The 18,751-nt window shown below is 48.6% G+C and carries 17 protein-coding genes; 7 read left to right on the top strand and 10 right to left on the bottom strand.

Annotation, left to right across the window (positions count from 1 at the left end; genetic code table 11):
• Positions 1–40: 40 nt before the first annotated feature.
• Both N836_RS69000 and N836_RS69005 read right to left on the bottom strand, forming a co-directional pair.
• Positions 41–1,426 (bottom strand): MATE family efflux transporter, encoded by a 1,386-nt coding sequence (locus N836_RS69000; RefSeq protein WP_023076401.1) that lies wholly within the window; start codon positions 1,424–1,426, stop codon positions 41–43.
• Between the two features lie 98 nt (positions 1,427–1,524).
• Positions 1,525–2,235 carry an SDR family oxidoreductase gene (locus N836_RS69005; RefSeq protein WP_031294418.1) on the bottom strand — a complete coding sequence of 237 codons (711 nt, stop codon included), beginning with the start codon at positions 2,233–2,235 and terminating at the stop codon, positions 1,525–1,527.
• Positions 2,236–2,367: 132 nt separating this feature from the next.
• On the opposite strand from N836_RS69005, the gene N836_RS69010 reads away from it, so the two are divergent.
• Positions 2,368–3,264 (top strand): LysR family transcriptional regulator, encoded by an 897-nt coding sequence (locus N836_RS69010; RefSeq protein WP_023076403.1) that lies wholly within the window; start codon positions 2,368–2,370, stop codon positions 3,262–3,264.
• 26 nt (positions 3,265–3,290) lie between these two features.
• On the opposite strand, the gene N836_RS69015 is transcribed toward N836_RS69010, so the two are convergent.
• Complete coding sequence (locus N836_RS69015; protein ID WP_023076404.1) at positions 3,291–3,938, bottom strand: TetR/AcrR family transcriptional regulator; 648 nt, start codon at positions 3,936–3,938, stop codon at positions 3,291–3,293.
• 184 nt (positions 3,939–4,122) lie between these two features.
• On the opposite strand from N836_RS69015, the gene N836_RS69020 reads away from it, so the two are divergent.
• Positions 4,123–5,775 carry a phytoene desaturase family protein gene (locus N836_RS69020; RefSeq protein WP_023076405.1) on the top strand — a complete coding sequence of 551 codons (1,653 nt, stop codon included), beginning with the start codon at positions 4,123–4,125 and terminating at the stop codon, positions 5,773–5,775.
• Positions 5,776–5,874: 99 nt separating this feature from the next.
• On the opposite strand, the gene N836_RS69025 is transcribed toward N836_RS69020, so the two are convergent.
• The 5 genes from N836_RS69025 to N836_RS69045 form a co-directional block, all read right to left on the bottom strand.
• Positions 5,875–6,858: a sll0787 family AIR synthase-like protein gene (locus N836_RS69025; RefSeq protein WP_023076406.1), complete on the bottom strand. Its 984-nt coding sequence runs from the start codon at positions 6,856–6,858 to the stop codon at positions 5,875–5,877.
• 16 nt (positions 6,859–6,874) lie between these two features.
• Positions 6,875–7,387 (bottom strand): MSMEG_0567/Sll0786 family nitrogen starvation N-acetyltransferase, encoded by a 513-nt coding sequence (locus N836_RS69030; RefSeq protein WP_023076407.1) that lies wholly within the window; start codon positions 7,385–7,387, stop codon positions 6,875–6,877.
• Between the two features lie 189 nt (positions 7,388–7,576).
• A complete protein-coding gene (locus N836_RS69035; protein ID WP_023076408.1) occupies positions 7,577–8,659 on the bottom strand; it encodes an MSMEG_0568 family radical SAM protein in 1,083 nt (360 codons plus the stop codon).
• 86 nt (positions 8,660–8,745) lie between these two features.
• Positions 8,746–9,750, bottom strand: a complete 1,005-nt coding sequence (locus N836_RS69040; protein WP_023076409.1) for a Nit6803 family nitrilase — start codon at positions 9,748–9,750, stop codon at positions 8,746–8,748.
• Positions 9,751–9,864: 114 nt separating this feature from the next.
• A complete protein-coding gene (locus N836_RS69045) occupies positions 9,865–10,347 on the bottom strand; it encodes an MSMEG_0572/Sll0783 family nitrogen starvation response protein (RefSeq protein WP_023076410.1) in 483 nt (160 codons plus the stop codon).
• Positions 10,348–10,677: 330 nt separating this feature from the next.
• Between N836_RS69045 and N836_RS69050 the strand changes: the two genes are divergently transcribed.
• Both N836_RS69050 and N836_RS69055 read left to right on the top strand, forming a co-directional pair.
• A complete protein-coding gene (locus N836_RS69050; protein ID WP_023076411.1) occupies positions 10,678–11,967 on the top strand; it encodes an MSMEG_0569 family flavin-dependent oxidoreductase in 1,290 nt (429 codons plus the stop codon).
• Positions 11,968–12,042: 75 nt separating this feature from the next.
• The gene (locus N836_RS69055; protein ID WP_023076412.1) at positions 12,043–12,636 is read left to right on the top strand and encodes a TetR/AcrR family transcriptional regulator; all 594 of its coding nucleotides are present in this window, start codon (positions 12,043–12,045) and stop codon (positions 12,634–12,636) included.
• A gap of 114 nt (positions 12,637–12,750) precedes the next feature.
• On the opposite strand, the gene N836_RS69060 is transcribed toward N836_RS69055, so the two are convergent.
• Positions 12,751–13,221 (bottom strand): nuclear transport factor 2 family protein, encoded by a 471-nt coding sequence (locus tag N836_RS69060; protein WP_023076413.1) that lies wholly within the window; start codon positions 13,219–13,221, stop codon positions 12,751–12,753.
• A gap of 222 nt (positions 13,222–13,443) precedes the next feature.
• Here N836_RS69060 and N836_RS69065 point away from each other — a divergent pair, with 222 nt between their 5' ends.
• The 3 genes from N836_RS69065 to N836_RS69075 all read left to right on the top strand — a co-directional run bounded on the left by N836_RS69065 (position 13,444) and on the right by N836_RS69075 (position 17,302).
• Positions 13,444–13,986, top strand: coding sequence for an OsmC family protein (locus tag N836_RS69065; RefSeq protein ID WP_023076414.1), 543 nt, complete (start codon positions 13,444–13,446; stop codon positions 13,984–13,986).
• A 280-nt stretch (positions 13,987–14,266) separates the two neighbouring features.
• Positions 14,267–15,436, top strand: coding sequence for an acyl-CoA dehydrogenase family protein (locus tag N836_RS69070; RefSeq protein WP_023076415.1), 1,170 nt, complete (start codon positions 14,267–14,269; stop codon positions 15,434–15,436).
• Between the two features lie 249 nt (positions 15,437–15,685).
• Positions 15,686–17,302: an ABC transporter substrate-binding protein gene (locus tag N836_RS69075; RefSeq protein WP_031294424.1), complete on the top strand. Its 1,617-nt coding sequence runs from the start codon at positions 15,686–15,688 to the stop codon at positions 17,300–17,302.
• Here the strand turns inward: N836_RS69075 and N836_RS69080 are convergent, their stop codons facing one another.
• Complete coding sequence (locus N836_RS69080) at positions 17,303–18,568, bottom strand: PAS domain-containing sensor histidine kinase (RefSeq protein ID WP_023076417.1); 1,266 nt, start codon at positions 18,566–18,568, stop codon at positions 17,303–17,305. It lies immediately after the preceding gene.
• Positions 18,569–18,751 lie beyond the last annotated feature (183 nt).

The following is an 18,751-nucleotide window of genomic DNA, read 5'->3' on the forward strand; positions in this document are numbered from 1 at the left end:
GATGGATCTACCCAATCGATTTCCCCGCATCGCATTCTTCTTATGCAGAGAATAGGCGCTTGCGGCGACCGATGAGCTGGTAGAGTCGCCAGCTAAAGAGGAGAGCAACGGCTGCGATCGCAACCGACTGCCCGATCCATAATCCCCGACTGCCCATATCAAGGGAAAAGCCTAGACCATAGCCAACTGATAAGCCTACACCCCAAAAGCCCAATACATTCAGCGCCATTGGTACTCGGGTATCTTGCACCCCCTGCAGGGCACCGTATACTGCCTTTTGCAACCCATCTAACACCATCGTGATCGAAGCAATCGTTAGTAGCGGCATTGCTAGAGCAACAATGTCTGCATTTTCAGGACTGTTGATATCCAAATAGATACCAATTAGCTGTTTGGGAAACAACAGAAACGCGAGTGACCCTACCAGCATCGAGACCGTCGTCAGTCCCATACTTACCCAGGTCGCCTGTTGCATGCCGGCCAAATCTTGCTTGCCAAACCATTGACCGACGCGTACTGTGGTTGCAAAAGAAATGCCTAGCGGCACCATAAATACAACAACAATAGTTTGCAGCACGACCTGATGGGCTGCCAACGCATCAGTCCCTAATCGGCCCATCAACAGCATGATGGTTAGAAAGAACCCCGATTCCAGACCCGAAAAGATGCCAATGGGCACACCAACCCAGGCCAGTTGCTTGAGCATGGTCAGTTTGGGCCAGTGTAAACGCTGGAGAATCCGATAGCCGCGCATAGCAGGATGAAACCGCACATATAGCGCTAGAGCCAGAGCCATTCCCCACCAGGTGAGCGTGGTTGCTAGGGCTAACCCAGATAGTCCCATGGCGGGTAGACCCAGTTTGCCAAACCCCAAAATATAGTTGCCAACAATGTTAAACAGGGTGCCCACTACGATGATCACCATAATTGGCTTAGCCTGAGAAAGGGCAGATACGGTGGAACGCAGCACCGTAAACCCAGCCATGGGTAAAAAGCTCCAGAGAATAATATCTAGATAGGTGTCAGTCAGTTCAACAACACCAGGATTTTGGCCCATTCGAAGCATCCAGCTATTGAGTTGTCCAGTGAAGAGCATGGCAGGAATGGCCACCAGTAACGCTAGCCAGAGTCCCTGGCGGGCTACCTGTTGAATCCGGCTTTTTTGTCCGGCTCCAAAAGCTTCAGCTACCAGCGGGCTCACCCCCATAATTACTCCGGTGAAAGCAGTCATGACCGCAATGTAGATAATGGCGGCTAGTCCACCAGCGGCTAGTACCTCCGGTCCCATGCGACCCATCATAATAGTGTCGGCAAATCCGGTAGCTGACTGCGCCACCTGGGCACTGATCAGGGGAACGGCTAATTTAAAGAACTCATGCACTTCGGTACGTAGAGCACTCTGACGAAATGTTATGGGGAAGGTCATGGTAAAAAGCGTTTCAATATAATCACTGTAAAGAATTTGAATGGCTATCGGTATCGATGGTTTGCCACGGATCTATCAATGCTGTAGGACCAAATGGATTAAATCGCCCCGGAATAGGCTTCATCAACTTTGAGGGTGGTGCCTGAAATAAATTTGGCATCGTCTGAGAGCAGAAAAGTGACAGCTTTGGCCAGCTCTTGATAGGTGGCAGGACGGCCCCACATCAGATCGTCTGGTACAGTCCATCCTTCTAGTTCGGTGATGTCATCGGCAACAAAATAGGGGGCAATGGCGTTGATGCGGATGAGATCGCACCGATATCGTTTGGCATACAGCTTGACAAAGCCTGCCATTGCCGCTCGCAAGGTGCCACTAAACGGCGTGCTCAATGATGGCTCTTGAGAATCGCTGGCAGAAATCATCACCATCGCCCCGCCACCCTGCTGTTGCATCGGTTTAGTTACCAATCGAACTAAGCGGACAACACTGAGAAACAACATTTCAAAGTTGTCAAGCCACATCTGGTCAGAAATATCGAGCAAATCAGGTCGGGGTGGATCGCCAAAACTCATGACTACGCCGTCAATGCGGCCCCATTTATCCAAGGTGTTTGTCACCAGGGTGGCCAAATCAGTTGCACTTGCTAGAGAACCCTGTAAGGCAATCCCCTGGAGCGACTGTGCTAAATCTGAAACAGAGGCCGAACGGGCTAGAAGAGACACCTTGTATCCCCGAGCTGCCAGTTCTTTAGCACAACCGGCACCAATGCCGCGGCTGGCTGCCGTCACAATTACAACTTTGTCATTCATCGTTGTTGCACCTCCCATCCCCTTAGTTGCTCACAACTTTGAGTTTGATACTGCCATGATCTCAGCCTAATCTGTGCTTTTCTAGAAGATAAGACCCTATATGGGCACATCACCTATGCCTATCAGGAATCAATGCTGAATTTTTTCAATCAACTACCCGAGCTAATTGCCTTTGTGGAAAGTGTGGAAGAGGGCAGCTTTAGTGCAGCTGCTCGGTCTTTGGGAACGACCCCTTCGGCTATTAGTAAACGTGTTGCCAAATTAGAAGATCGGCTCAGCATACGGCTCCTGCAGCGCACGACACGGTCCCTGAGTCTGACAGCTGAAGGAACAATTTACTACGAACGTGTAGCACGACTGCTGCAGGAATTAGATGATGCTAACGACAGCATCATTTCAGGAGGGAGCCCCCGAGGTAAACTGACCATCAGCACATCCCTGGACTTTGGTCAACGGTTTCTAGTCAAGCGGCTGCCGATCTTTCTCGCCCAGTATCCAGAAATCGAGGTGAATTTGCAGTTAACTGAGCGAATAGTTGATCTAGTCACCGAAGGGATTGATGTGGCGATTCGACTGGGGGATTTAAAAGACTCCAGCCTGATCCGCAGACACCTGGGGGCCGCTGAGTTTGTATTGTGTGCCTCTCCTGAGTATCTTGAGACCCACGGTCAGCCAGCGACACCAGCTGATTTGGTCAATCATAATTGCATGCGTTACAACTTTGATGGTCAGCCCTTATCCTGGGAATTTCTGATTGATGGTAGCTGGCAAACAATCCCAATTCGTGGCTCGTTTAATTCCGACAGTGGTGAAGCGCTAAAAAATGCCGTGCTCAATGGTCTGGGCTTTGCTCGATTGTTGAGTTTTCATGTGCAAGAGGAGTTGGATAATCATCAGCTGGTTTCACTATTCGCTGATCAAATGCCTCCTGGATTAATGACTCAGGCGGTGTTTACCCATCGTCGTAATTTGTCACCACGGGTTCAGGCTTTTCTTGAGTTTTTGAGTGTTCATTGCACTGTCTTCTAACACTGCTTTAAAGAGTAGAGCGCAGATTACCCAAAGCTCTCGTTCAATGGGTCCAACTCACCAGTCTGTAGCCCCTCCGTTAACGACTGGGTGGCTAATTCTGCAAAGGCAACGATGGAGGCTTCATCCATCAAAGGCAGCTGATGTTCAATCACCAGCATCGCTAAACCGTGTACTAATGACCAGGCTACCCACGCTAGCTGCTGTGGATCGCCTGGTTTTACTTTGCCAGCCGTCTGTCCGGCAACAATGGCGTCTACCAATACCAAAAATGCTTCCTCTCCGGCCTTATTCAATTCAGCACAGGAGGCTTCCCCTGGCTGAAAGGCACTAAACATGACTCGGTAGTAGGAGGGATGTGCGATCGCAAACTTCACATAGCCCACCCCACTGGCCTGCAGACTATGCAAAGGGTCATCGGCCGATGCCATCCCTGCCCGTAAAAAAGCTGTCAGCATCCGAAATCCTTTTTCTGCCAGTGCCGCTAACAGCGCATCCTTATCGGCAAAGTGACGATAGGGCGCTGCATTCGAGACTCCTACCCGACGAGCTACTTCCCGTAGCGATAGCGTCCGGCCATCTTTTTTTTCGTTAATCAGTGTTAAAGCACCTTCAATCAATGCCTGACGTAGATCGCCATGGTGATAGGAGGCTTCACGGTCAGACTTTGCCATTAATAGGGGATTTCATAGAAGGCTTAAAAAGATTTTAGCATTGAATGTTGACGCCGATAACATTTGGAGTTAAGTTTATGTTGTCAGCGTTAACATTCCCTTTGTCAGGGGGGTAAACGACTTATCGCTTCAAGCAAGCCATTTATTTCAAAGTTCGCGATCGCACCGACCGTTGGAGGTCACCATGAAAACACAACGCAAAGACTATGACCTAATCTTGATCGGTTCTGGTATCGGTGCCTTAACCGTTGCTAGCTTGATGGCCCAGTTGCGCAACAAACGTGTACTAATTCTGGAGCGTCACTTTGTTGCCGGTGGGTTTACCCATACATTTCAGCGTAAAGGTTTCCACTGGGACCCAGGACTGCACTATGTAGGGCAAATGGAAGCGGGTTCTAGCGTCCGTCATCTGTTTGATCTGGTCACCAACCAACAAGTACTGTGGCAAAAGATGCCAGAACCCTTTGAAAAGTTTGTCTATCCAGGCTTAAGTTTTGACCTTTATGGCGATCCTCAGCGGTTTCAAGCTGATTTAATCGAACGCTTTCCAGATGAATCCCAGGCCATTCGTCAGTACTTTAAGGATCTTTCCAAGGCAGCTGCAGCATTGTTCCTGGATGCAGCAAGAAACAACAGTGCTTTTCTGTTTAAAGTTGTAGGTGCAGTTGCAAAACTTTGGCATGGCACCAGTTTAGATCTGACAACCCAGGACTATTTAGATCAACACTTTCAATCTCCTGAACTGAAAGCGTTGTTAGTCTCACAGTGGTTAGACCACGGACTGCCACCGGCAGACAGTCCCTTTGCCCTCCATGCCACCATTGTTAGCCACTATCTAGATGGAGGCTATTACTCTGTAGGCGGATCTGGCACCATTGCCAAAAGTGTACAGCAGGTAGTGGAAGCTAAAGGCGGTCAAGTCTTGGTGAGCCGAGAAGTGACTGAAATTCTGCTCGATGATGGCCAGGCTGCTGGGGTACGGGTGCGTAATTTGCAGGCTAAAGAAGAGACCTTTGAAGACTATTATGCCCCTGTAGTAGTTTCCAACGCGGGTGCTTATAACACTTACCTTAAGTTTATTCCAGATAGCTATCCCATCCCATTCCGAGAATCTCTGCAACAGTTTGTAGACACTCACCCACCCACCACGGGTGTGTCTGTATTCATTGGTTTCAAAGATGATCCACGGCAGCTGGGCTTCAAAGGTGAAAACCACTGGATTTACAACACTTTTGATCACCAGGATGTAGAACGACAAAAAAGTCGCTGGGTTTATGCGGGCAAGCCACTTCAGATCTACCTGTCATTTCCATCCCTAAAAAATCCCCATGCTAAAAAACATACAGCTGAATTGAACGTGGCTGCTGATTACAATAGCTTTGTTTTCTGGCGCGATCAGGCGTGGCTACATCGCGACAAAGATTACAGCGCTCTCAAGCAGCGTATTCAAAACGTTTTGCTGGAGATGGTTGAAGAACACTATCCAGGTTTCTCAGATTTAGTGGACTACTGCGAAGTCTCCACCCCTCTGACCAATGAACATTTCACAGCGCATCCTAAAGGTGGGATATATGGATTACCCATGTATGCAGAACGATTTGCAGCTAAGAATCGGGGCTGGACTAAAATCAAAACACCAGTGCCAGGTCTATATATGACTGGCAGTGATGTTTATGTCATGGGTATTGTTGGTGCGATGATGGGAGCAGTTTTGACGACAAGTCACTTGCCTGACGGGGTGTCTATACCTCAGGTATTTTCGACTGCAGCCAAGGCTCAAGATAGTGGGAAGCAAGACTTGTCAAAGTCATCTCATGCAGTACGCTTAGCAGGTTGAAGTAATCGATCTGGCACCCGGTGAAGCGGCATCGGGTGCAAGCATATTATGGTGAGATGGGACGTTTTGTTGAAGCAAAATGCCAAAAGTGGTCTTTAGCTACCCATACTGCCCAAATCCAGTTAATGGATGGGTCGCATCCCAAAACAGCGCTTGTTCTCCTGCCTGTTGCAAGATCACTTGAGACCCTGCTGTTATCTTGCCAACAGCCTTACAGGTGACTCCATAGGGTTGAAACAGCTTTTTTACCTGCGCAAGATGTTCAGGAGGTACACTGAAAATAAAGCCGAAACTGGGAAAACTCGTGAGCCATTTTTCCCAAGTAACCTCAGGTGGATGAGGTACTAAATCTAGGCTCAAGGTAGCCCCCACGCCGGATGCTTCAGCCAGCATAAGTAGGGTGCCGACCAGGCCTCCCATGCTGATATCCTTGCCTGCGGTGCATAACCCAATGTTGGCAAGCTGGGGTAGTAAGCCTATTTGTTGTTGCAACATCATCGGTTCAGCCGTTGTTGCCGCATTCCAAAATGGATAGTCTCCATAGTAGCTCCCTGCCATATTCACAACCATGACCAAATCATCACCGGGCTGGGCGTCAAAACTGGTAATCAGCTGCTGGGCTCGACCCAAGATGGCAACGGCAAGGCCATCGTAGGGGCTATGACAGTTGGTATGGCCGCCAACAATCGGTACATTATAAGCACGAGCCGCTGCCTGCATTCCTTGCCATAAGGGAGTATTAGAAGTAACCGATTGACTCCAAAGCGTATCAACTACGGCGATGGGAGTTCCTCCCATGGAGGCGATATCGGAAATGTTGACCATAATGGCACACCAGCCAGCAAACCAGGGATCTTGAGTCACCAGCTGGGGCCAAAGTCCTTCTGCTGCTAGTAGGAGATAGCCATCACCATCAGGAATGGCCGCACAGTCATCTCCCAGGCGAATAGATTCTCCTGAGGCAGTTTGAACGTATTGTCCAATGGCTGTGGCAGCGGTTTGAATGTCTTGTTTGTTGAGGATGCTGACAGATTTCTGGAGAGTATTGACGAGGTCAGATAGGTGATTGTTTTTTGGGTTCACTACTGCATGTCTGTTCCTAAGCAACCTGTTCAATGGGCAATGCCGGACGAGGTTGATCCGTTGCTGGATAATGCTCTAAGTCAGCTTCCATTAAATGGTGAGGGTGGCCCAGAATTTCAATCTCTTCCAGGCTGTGCCAGTGCAGACGGGTGAAGAAACGAACGTTTTGCAGTTGGACGGTGGCCAAGAAGCGATCGCAACCCCAGGTATTCGCCGTGGTCACTGCTTTTTGAATCAACCCTTTACCAATGCGGCCCACCCGGCGAAAGTCTGGATGTACCCCCAAGCGTCCACCGTACCAAAGGCGAGGCTGTTCTTCATAAATGCGTACAACCCCAACCACCTGGTCAGGCTGGTCAGGCGTATGGGCAATGGCCACAATTGGGTACGACGTACTGTCGATGGAATCACGGTCATGGCCCTGAAATAATCCCTGTTCCTCACAGAAAATCTGTTGCCGCAGATTGAAATACTCAGCAACATCAGGTTTAGACAGAGCAAGCTGAAAACTATAAGTACGTTTTTTCATATCTTAGGACCCAAAATCAAATGCAAAACATCAAGCTAGAATCGATACCCCATCCCCTCCTGGGAGGGGCTTCGGGGTGGGTTGACCGTTAGCGCTAGTGATTGAGACCCACCCCGTCGGGGGCACCCCTCCTGGGAGGGGATTGAATTGAATACCTAAATGAAACTCTGTAATGAAACTCTGTTTCTCTTAACTCTCAAACAAAGACAGTGCTGAGCAGGCTCCACACTTAGCGCAACCCGCTTTCATCTCACTGGACAACAAATTTGCCTGCTTAAGCATCTGGCCAATGCCCTGATACAGGTCATACATAAACTCACTGCTGGGGGGCTGATGCTCCGCTAACGGTGTTCCGCCAATGGGTACAAAGGGAACCACAAACGGATATACACCAATATCAATCAGTCGCTGACTGACGTCCAGTAATGTCTCTTTGCTATCCCCCAGCCCTGCTAATAAATAGGTGCTGACCTGGCCATGACCAAAGATATTGATTGCTGCTTCAAAGGCCTTAAAGTAGTAAGAGACAGGTACTTTGGCTTTACCTGGCATAATCCTGGCGCGTACCTCAGGATCAGCCGCTTCTAGATGCATACCTAAACTGTCGATACCTGCAGTCCGCATCCGCTCAAACCAGGCAAAATCATTGGGCGGTTCGCATTGAGCCTGAATCGGAAGATTCACGCGGGCACGAATAGCCTGGGCGCATTCGGTTAAATAAGCAGCACCACGATCGGTCGTATTCGGTGTACCTGTGGTCATAATCATATTCTCCACCCCGTCCAAACGGACAGCGGCTTCGGCCACCTCTGCCAGTTGCTCTGGTGTTTTTTTGGCAATGGTGCGATCGGCTGCTAACGATTCACCAATGGCGCAAAACTGACAGGCTGTTTTGCGATTCTCGTAACGAATGCAGGTTTGGAGAACTGTTGTGGCCAACACATTGCGGCTATGGAGCAGGGCAATCTTCCAGTAGGGAATGCCATCGGCGGTTTGAAGATCATAAAACCGAGGTTTTTCTGGAAAATCTAACTCGGTAATCACTTGATCACCTTTGGTGAGAACAGAGTGGCCTGCCTCATAATCAATACTATAGGGTGACTGGGCGGCTCCATCGGTGTAGACCGGTACCATAAATGTGGTATCACCCAGGGTGACTGCCTTATGATCCGATGGACCGGCTCCCCCCTTGCGACCTGACGCACCAACGGTATCGGTGACCAAGTTAAGGCCCTTGGTCTGAAGCTCGGTAATCACCTGCTGTGGGTTCATGGTCTGGAAAAAAGAGTATCTAAATTAAGTGATCTAAGCTGTGTGGATAGGCCTTACCTATCCTCCATCATCCTATGTTTCCTTGGCTACTCAGGTAAAGCGTCTGGGGTGGCTATTGCTTCTGGTGCAGTATAGGAAACAGTTTCAGCTGAAGCAGTGTTTTCTGAAGAAATAACAGAATAAGCGGATTTATTGACTGAAAGTTGCAATAAATCAGGACGGGAATAATGGCCAACTGAGTCCATCATACGTTTACGTTTGGTGATCAAGGAGAAATCTAGGGTTGCGATCGCAATTCCTTCCCCTTCCCGAATTGGTTCACACAGCGGCACCCCTTCCGGGCTAATAATCGTGGTATAACAGCCACCGCGCAACACCTTCTCCAACCCCTCACTCGGAGCAATCTCACTCACCTGGTCAGGCGTCAACCAACCCGTAGCATTAACCACAAAACATCCAGACTCCAGCGCATGGTGGCGCAGCGTCACCTCGGTCTGGTCTGCAAAAATCTCCCCAACCATGGACCCAGGAAACTGAGCACAGTGAATCTGCTCGTGCTCAGCCATCAGGCTATATCGCGCCAATGGATTGTAATGCTCCCAGCAAGCCAGGGCTCCTACCCGACCCACCGCCGTATCACATACCTTGAACCCGGAACCATCCCCCTGGCCCCAAACCATCCGCTCGTGGTAAGTGGGCGTAACTTTTCGCCGCTTCAGCAAACATGAACCGTCCGCATCAAAAATCAGCTGAGTATTATACAGCGACCCTTTATCCCGCTCATTTACACCCAAAACAACAACCATGCCATGGTTCCGTGCCGCCCGACTAACCGCTTCAGTCACCGGCCCAGGAACTTCCACCGCTTCCTCGTAGAGCTTCATATGCTCTTTGCCCATCAGTACAGGGGGCAAAACAAATGAGAAGTAAGGATAGTAGGGGACAAAAGTTTCTGGAAAGACAATCAGCTCAGCACCTTCAACAGCTGCATCATCAATGGCTTTCAAGACCTTTTCCAACGTACCTTCGCAGCTGTGCAATACAGGTGAAATCTGTACGGCAGCTGCCCTTACGGTTCGAGAATAGTCCATAGATACTTTCTCCCCCATATGGTTGCTAAAATTCTGTCAAAACTAAAATTGGGAAGAGTGAGTTTTCTGAACAATCACTAGAGTTGCAATTATTCCTCACCCCTCTCCTAATTCTTACATTGTCCAGGTATCAAGAACAAATGCACCTTCCTTACGATGCAGCAAAATAATGTCTAAAACATCCAATGGATTAATCGGTGTAATCCCAGGAATCAGAGAAGGTTCACCGTGACCGTATAACGCCTGCAGGGCAAACCGACAAGCATAGACTTTGCCGCCTTCTTCCATCACCTTGACCAGCTGATTATTCATCGCTAAGTGACCGGGAAACGCCTCATCCCCAATCTTTGGAAAGCCACGCTGGACACCTAGAGTAACACCAGGACCATACAGTAAAACTGATGTTTCAAATCCCTTACGAATAAGACGAGTTGCCTGCAATAAGTTAACTAAACCAATAGAGCCTTCAAAGGCAACAGTATGAAATGCCACCAGGGCTTTTTCACCAGGTTCCGCTTGAACATCGGGAAATACTTTCTCTTCGTAATCAACGAAAAAATCACCCGCCTTATGAGCTGGGGTCGTTACTTCAGGCATCTAACGCCGCTCCCAATATGAATTTGTCAGCAGCTTAAAAGGTCTCAGCACTGATTCTCGTATCTGTTGTTACAAATTGGATAAGCCTGACAAATGAGACAGCCAAACCAATTTAATTCCCATGAGATATATTTCAAAAGGACAGTTACCTGTTAAAAAGTGCAGGTTCATAGGTATCAATATAGCCTTCCGTGAGCCTTCAGACAATTGCCTGTATCTGAAGCCTGCCCATAAGCCGAGATTTCAGTGTTTGGTAGCGACTGCTACAGGTGATTATAGGTCTGATTTCTATGGTTGAACTGTCATCCATTGTTTTCTGGGATTGAGTCCATGCGGGCACTTACGAGTTCACATTTCCCCGTCGCTATTGTCGGTGGAGGTCAAGCGGGCCTATCCATCAGCTACTGTCTAAAGCAGCGGGGCATTGATCACATCATTTTTGAAAAGAATCAAATCGCCCACTCTTGGCGCTCAAAGCGATGGGATTCATTCTGTCTGGTAACCCCTAACTGGCAATGTATGCTGCCGGGCTATCCCTACTCTGGCCATGATCCAGATGGCTTTATGCAACGGGATGAAATTGTTCAATATATTGAAGACTACGCCAAATCTTTTAAGCCTCTGATTAAAGAGGGGGTTACCGTTTCAAAAATAAGTAAGCCGGAAAACGTATTTGAAATCGAGACGTCTATTGGCCACTATATTGCTGATCAGGTTGTCGTCGCGACGGGTGGCTATCACACCCCGAAAATTCCTAGAATGTCTGAACGGCTGCCGTCCAGCATCACTCAGCTGCATTCTTCGGAATATAAGAATCCTGAGTCGTTGCCAGAGGGAGCTGTATTGGTGGTGGGTACAGGCCAGTCAGGCTGCCAGATCGCGGAAGATTTACATCTGGCGGGCAGACAGGTACACCTCTGTGTCGGTGGTGCGCCCCGTGCCCCTCGAAGATATCGGAATAAGGATGTGGTGGACTGGCTTGACCAGATGGGCTACTACGATTTGGCCATTGATGACCATCCTCAGAAAGCCTCTGTTCGCGTTAAAACCAATCACTACGTTACTGGTCGCGACGGTGGTCGAGAGATCGATCTAAGACGATTTGCCCTGGAGGGGATGCGTCTCCATGGCAAACTCAACCATATTGATGGGGCTCAGCTGGAATTTAATGATGATCTCAAGCACAATCTGGATCAGGCTGATGCTGTTGCTGAGAGCATTAAACAGACTATTGATAGCTACATTGAAAAGAACCATCTAGATGCGCCGTTAGACCCTCCATATCAAGCCGTTTGGCAGCCAGAAACTAGTCTACTTTCTTTGGATTTAGCCGCTGCGAACATCTCAGCGGTAATCTGGTCCACGGGTTACCACACGGATTTTAGCTGGATCGATATTCCGGTATTTGACGGCAAAGGCTACCCTGGCCACGAGCGTGGGGTCACTGCTAACCAGGGTCTGTATTTTCTAGGATTGCCCTGGCTGTATACCTGGGGCTCAGGCCGGTTTTCGGGAATTGCTCGTGATGCTAACTATCTGGCTGATTGTATTGCTCTACAGAATAGAGTCCTACCGCGACAGCTGAGTCGCAATGTCAATCAAGTAGCCCTGGGATCATAGTCTGTTGTTACTGGTTACCATTTTGACCATGGAGTAGAAAGATATACTATGTAGACTTGTCATCTTAAAGCTGTTATGGCTAACCTCAAACGCACCCGTGAGGACATTTTGAAGTCGGTGGTTACTACGGTTCATCGTCAGGGGCTAACGGCAACGGGGTTAAGCAAGTTATTTGAGGTTAGCGGTGCCTCTTCAGGTAGCTTTTATAACTATTTTCAGTCTAAGCATGAGTTAGGGCATGCTCTGATCGACTTTGAATGGGCACAGCTGCAGGCCCATGTCTTAGAGCCTGCTTTTTCTCACAGTCAAGACCCTATCGAGCAGATTCTTTGGATGTTGGACCGTTTAGAGGAAAAACAGCTGAGGGAACCTAAGTGTGGCGGTTGCCTGCTGGGTAATTTGATCGTTGACCTGGTAGAGCAAGAACCCTCATTTCGCGATCATTTGATGCAGGTATTTAGTAAGTGGGAGGGTGCGATCGCACAAACACTGCGTCAGGCCAAACCCCAGCTCAAGACTGACATTGATCTAGACCATTTAGCCGAACAAATCATTACCGCCATCGAAGGAGCGATGCTGATGGGCAAACTGCATCGCAGTGACATCCGCCTCCGGCGAGGTTTTAACCTGGCTCGACAGACCTTAAAGAGTGCTCTGATTGTCTACTGAGGATAAGAAAACGTAGGGCGATTCAATGCGGTATTGATGCCTTATACCGATACTTAATCCCTTCCGAGGAGGGGATTAAGCGTAAGAGATTTTTGTCTGGTCAGTCCAATTGCACTACTCTGGAGAATCAATTAATCCTGGATGATCCTCTGGACGAGGCCCTGGTGCAGGCCAGAAAAACCGACGTTCTGCTTCAGCAATTGGCTTATCATTAATGCTGGCCTCTCGCCGTCGCATTAAGCCATCTTCGTCAAATTCCCAATTCTCATTGCCATAGGCGCGATACCACTGACCGGCATCATCATGCCATTCGTACTGAAAGCGCACTGCAATCCGATTCTCACCAAACGCCCACATTTCCTTAGTTAACCGATAGTCCAGTTCCTTATCCCACTTGCGGCTCAAAAACTCTCGGATTGCATCTCGTCCCTGAAAAATCTCAGCCCGATTACGCCAGTGGCTATTTTCTGAGTAAGCCATGGAAACCCGCTGTGGATCTCTACTGTTCCAGGCATCTTCTGCCATACGAACTTTTTTAACAGCAATCTCATAGGTAAATGGGGGGACCAGTTTCGAAGCTGACATGGGCAAGAATCCTGATTAATCAGTCAAATGGTGAATTCGGAGTTCATTCTCCTTATATATACCCCTCAGTGTTGCCAGTTAGATGGGACGAACTTTTGGAAAACTAGGATTTTCTTGAGGGTCTCAGTGTTGTTTATTTTTACCAATTAATAACATTGACCTTTCACCTCCCAGAAGTTTCTTGTATCTTAAATAGAGTGATCATTCTACTTGGATAGAACCATGGCCGAAGCAACTACCGTGACCGCCGAGGTAAAAGCACCGCTTACTCCCATTCCTCAAGACGGTCTAACAGATTTAGCCGCTAAGAATAAGGCCAACCCTGCCGATAAAACCCTGAAGGTTAAAACTGTCTGCACAGGCAAGTTTCGCAGTCTTAACTATGCCCGTGACCTGGACGCGTTTGCCATTGATGAGCCTCCTGTTCTTTTGGGAGATAATACCGCACCTAACCCATCTGAGATTGTATTGGGAGCCCTGGGTTCCTGTTTGGTGGTGGGCATTCAGGCCAATGCAGCTGCAAAAGGCGTTACTTTAACTAAGCTAGAAATCTCCCTAGAAGGCGATATCAACATTGTTAGCACCTGGGGGACTGGAGAATTAGCAAAGCCTCAGGCTGGGTTTACTGACGTCCGCGTTAAGGTAGACATCGACGGTGATGCTGACCGGGCAGTACTAGAGGAAATGGTGGCCCATGCGAATACCTGGTCACCGGTGTCTGCGACATTAAGCAATCCTATGCCGGTATCGGTTTCAACGGTTTAGTTGGCACTGTTGGATTAAATTTATCTAAAGTCGGAGTTTCTCATGCTAGAAACTCCGGAAACTTCTCTTTAACCTTTTCGTCTCTGGTTTAGGGCATTTCTTGCCTGCATTCGTTTGGGTAATGTCAGCTCTGGCAACCACTACAATATTTTTGGAATCGCTAGATCTCTATTAGGTTTTCCATCTTAGTTTTCAATCTTCAAACATCTAACCCAGCGATCATCACGTCCCGCTTTATCAGCCCAACTCAATACATCGGCCTTATATACAGAGCATCGCCATGCAAACCATTTCAAAATCATCGAGTCATAAGGCATCTTTGGAAACCTTAGATTCAGATCCGGCTATTGCTAACCTACGCACTGTAATTAATCAAGTACTGACACCTAAGGTGCAAGACATTGATCTCAAAGGAGAGTATCCGGAGCAGATTATGCATCAGCTAGGTGCTACCAATGCCTTTGCCCATGCAGTATCCACAGGCTACCAGGGGTCGGGTAAAGGATTGAGAACAGCTATTCAAAGCATTGAAGAAATCTCTAAAGACTGTCTTTCGACCGGATTTATTGCCTGGTGTCAGGTGGCCTGCACCTGGTACTTAGAAAACACTCAGAACACGACGCTGAAAGCAGAGATGCTGCCTAAAGTCGCTACTGGTCAGGTGCTAGCTGGTACTGGGTTATCAAACCCCATGAAGCATTTTGCCGATATTGAGAAAATTGCCCTGACGGCGACGCGTGTAGACGGTGGCTACATCATCAACGGCCTGCTGCCCTGGGTATCTAATTTGGGGCCTGGCCACTATTTTGGGATTGCTGCCAAACTGGCTGATTCGGAAGACTACATGATGGCGATTGTTTCCGATGCGCTAGAGGGGATGTCACTGCGGCTTAATGCTCACTTTATTGCCCTAGAAGGGACAGGCACCTATAGCTGTGTATTTCGCGATACCTTTGTGCCAGATGAGTGGGTTTTGGCGTCTCCCTGTGAGGAGTATGTCGCCTGCATTCGCCCTGGATTTATTTTGACCCAGATGGGGATGGGGTTAGGATTAGCCGATAGCTGTATTGAGCTGATGCGTCGGTCTAATAAGCGTCTGGGGCATGTGAATTGCTATTTAGATGATCAAGTTGAAGACCTGGCTGATGATTTGCACATGGCTCGGTTGCACACCTACAGCCTGGCTGATCAGCTGAATGAATGTACAGGTCTGGCTGATCCACAACTGAATCGCGAGATTATTCAAGCCCGAGTAACCGGTGCAGAACTCTCGTTACGATCTGCTCAAGCGGCCATGCTGCATGCAGGAGCCAGGGCCTATGTGCATGGTAGTCCGGCAGAGCGTAAGTTGCGGGAGGCTTATTTTGTGGCAATTGTGACTCCCGCTCTCAAGCATCTGAAGAAGATGTTGGCTGATATGAAGCAGCAACCAGCTTTATCGGTTGCCTAACAGTCTCGTCTCAAATTGGGAGGGTGGGAATTGCTTACCCTCCTGCAGGCTGCTTGACTGGAGCGGACATTCCGGTTCAGGAAATATAACCCTTGAGTGCACTGCCTAGCAGAGCTTGTACTCAGTGGGCACTGAGGGTTGTAACGAAAATTTAAGTCTGAAAAACGGTATCCGTTAATACGAAAATAAGATAGATTAACCGTTCTAATTAGGTATGATCAGGCATTAGTTCTACCAAAAAAAATTAATATGAAATCGGTCACCGATCAGTTCCGTCAGTGGGATAGTCTTTCTTGCCAATATGGTGAGATTAGTACTATTCCGCCACGCTGCTTTGTTTGCGGAAGTTATCATTCTACTCAGGACCACTGGCGTTTGATGGCTGAGTCGGAGATGCCCCAAGAACCGGCTGATCTGATCGATGATCTGGCTAAAATGCGGCTTTATAAGCCAGAGGCCATTGAGACTGCTGATGCTATTAGTCAGGCAGAGCTACGAAAGGCTCTGTTTGTGAGTAAGGTGGGCAAGGGCAGCCCCAAGCGAGAGCGGCTGGTTCGGGATTTAATTGACCTGGCAGGCGGTTTGGATCAGGCGTTTGGTGCAGCCTTTGGGCCTAAGGCTGGAGAGTTTTTTAGTGATGCTCAGCGCATCAGTCAGGTAACTCGGCGTAAGTTTTTACAGAACATTGCTGTAGGGGCAGCTTTAGTTACTTTGGCTAACTGTGCCGATTCAGCCGAGGTCGCTGATGATCCTCAAGGGTCTGTTGCTAGTGCTCCTGCTGGCTCGTTGGAGAAAACGAGTCTGAAGCTAGCGTTTTTGCCGATTACCTGTGCGACCCCGATTATTATGTCGCAGCCCCTGGGTTTCTATGAGAAGCATGGTCTCGATGTGGAGCTGATGAAATATGCTAGCTGGTCGGTGGTCAGGGATGCTGCGATCGCAGGTGAACTGGACGCCTACCACATGCTGGCTCCCATGCCCATTGCCATGTCCCTTGGCTTGGGGTCCACCCCCTTCTCAGTGAAGCTAGCCAGCATTGAGAACAACAACGGCCAGGGTATTGCCGTTGCCAACAAACACCTGGGCAATATCAACGGTCCCGCTGACTTTAAGGGCATGACCATCGGCATTCCCTATGACTATTCCAATCACAACCTGCTGTTGCGTTACTACCTGGCCACTGGCGGGTTGGATCCAGACAACGATGTCAAGCTGTTGATTTTGCCCCCGCCAGATGCGATCGCAAAAATGGCCACTGGTCAAATCGATGCCTTTATCCTGCCCGACAACTTTACCCAGCGAGTGGTGCAGGATGACATTGGTTTCATTCATCTCTTAACCAAAGACCTGTGGGAAGGGCATCCCTGCTGTGCCTTTGTAGCTGCTCAGAATTGGATTGATGAACACCCCAACACATTCCGCGCCCTCAACAAGGCCATTATTGACGGGGCTACCTATGCCAACAATCCAGCCAACCGTAAGGAAATTGCAGCGGCTATTGCCCCTCGTGAATATCTGAACCAGCCCTTACCAGTGCTAGAAGCTGTCATGACCGGTCAGTTTGAAGATGGTCAGGGCAACACCTTTGACATTCCCGATCGGATTTACTTTGACCCCTACCCTTGGAAGAGTTTTGCCAGCTGGATTACTACACAGCTCGTACGCTGGGATTACACTTCGGCGGATAAGATTGCCGACGGTGGTCGAGAGTTCTTCTTGACAGATCTAGCGCGGGAACTCGCCTTAGAACTGGGTGTGGATTCACCAGAGGAAATCTCACGGATCGAAAAGATGAAGTTTGGCGATTTTGACCCAGATAAGGCCGATGAGTACTTGAAAGAGCAGGTTGATAAGTTTGGTGTTTAATTAACCTAGATGACCGATCTCGGAGTCTCTCCTAGGAGAGACTCCGAGATCGGCGTGGGTCTCAATAACTGGCAACGACAACGGCAAGATCACCTTAAACGTTGTCCCCTTGCCCAGCTGACTTTTTACCTGAATATCTCCCTGCTGGAAATCAACAAACTGTTTGACAATACTTAGACCTAATCCAGTACCTGGAATGTTGCTGACATTCTTGCCTCGGTGAAACGGTTCAAATAGATGGGGATAATCTTCCGGCGGAATTCCTAAACCGTTGTCTTTGACTACAAATACTGCCTGTTCCTTATGGCGGAATAGAGACAGATAAACAGATCTGCCATCAAGGGTGTAGCGAACAGCATTAGACAGAATATTGGTCAAAATTGAACGCAAAAGCGTTTGATCCAATTTGGCAATCAAAGGTTTGTGTCTGCCAGTGAATTCCAGCTGCCCCGTTTGTGAGGGCAGTTCTGTCAGCAGATTACGACAAAAGTCGACAAGATTTAGGGGCTCAGGATTGAGGCATAAGCGCTTGGCTTCCAACTTGCCAAGCACTAAAATATCGTCGATCATCTGAGTCATGCGCTCAACATTCTCTTTAATATTCAGAAGATATTGATTTTTCTGTGACTGCGATAATTGTTCGTCATATCGATTTAAAGAGGAGACTGACAGCGCAATATTATTCATTGGATTGCGAAACTCATGGCATACCATGGAGACAAATCTGGACTTGAGGTCACTCAACTCCCGCAATCGCTCATTGGCTGCATAGAGCTCGGCTGTCCGCTTTTTGACTTTGAGTTCTAAATCTTCGTTGGTCTGTTGCAAAACCGTCTCAGCCCACTTGCGTTGGCTGATATCGCGAAAGGTCACCACCGCCCCAATCAGTTCGCCATGTTCATTGCGCATGGGCGTACTAATGTATTCCACTGGGAAACAGGTACCATCCTTACGCCAAAAGACTTCATCGGTAACCCGTTGCACATGCCCTTGTTGGAAGACCCCATAGATCGGACAACATTCTCTGGGATAGGGACTGCCATCAGCATGGGAATGATGTAGGACTCGATGCATTGACTGACCGATCAAATCCTCCATCTCCCAATCGATCATGGCAGCGGCCGCTGGATTTACAAAGGTAACATTGCCCTGCAGGTCTAACCCATATACCCCCTCTCCCACGGCATTGAGAATTAGCTGATGTTGACGGCGTAGAGCTTCAAGTTCGTCATGTTCTGAAAGGCTAGCGGCATCACGTGGTTCCATAAAGCTGTTTAAGACTGTAGTGCACTACACTACGACTGGTTCCTAAAACCCTTAAACCTGTTAGTTAAGCATACAAAATGCTCTCAGCAGAGAGTAGGTCATTGCTGATTTATTGGAGCCATCGATCTAAAATGATTGGTTAGAGCTGGTCAGATTTGTTTTTTCTGGAGGTCAGCAACGGCA

It is taken from the genome of Leptolyngbya sp. Heron Island J, from assembly GCF_000482245.1.
Classification (GTDB): domain Bacteria; phylum Cyanobacteriota; class Cyanobacteriia; order Phormidesmidales; family Phormidesmidaceae; genus Leptothoe.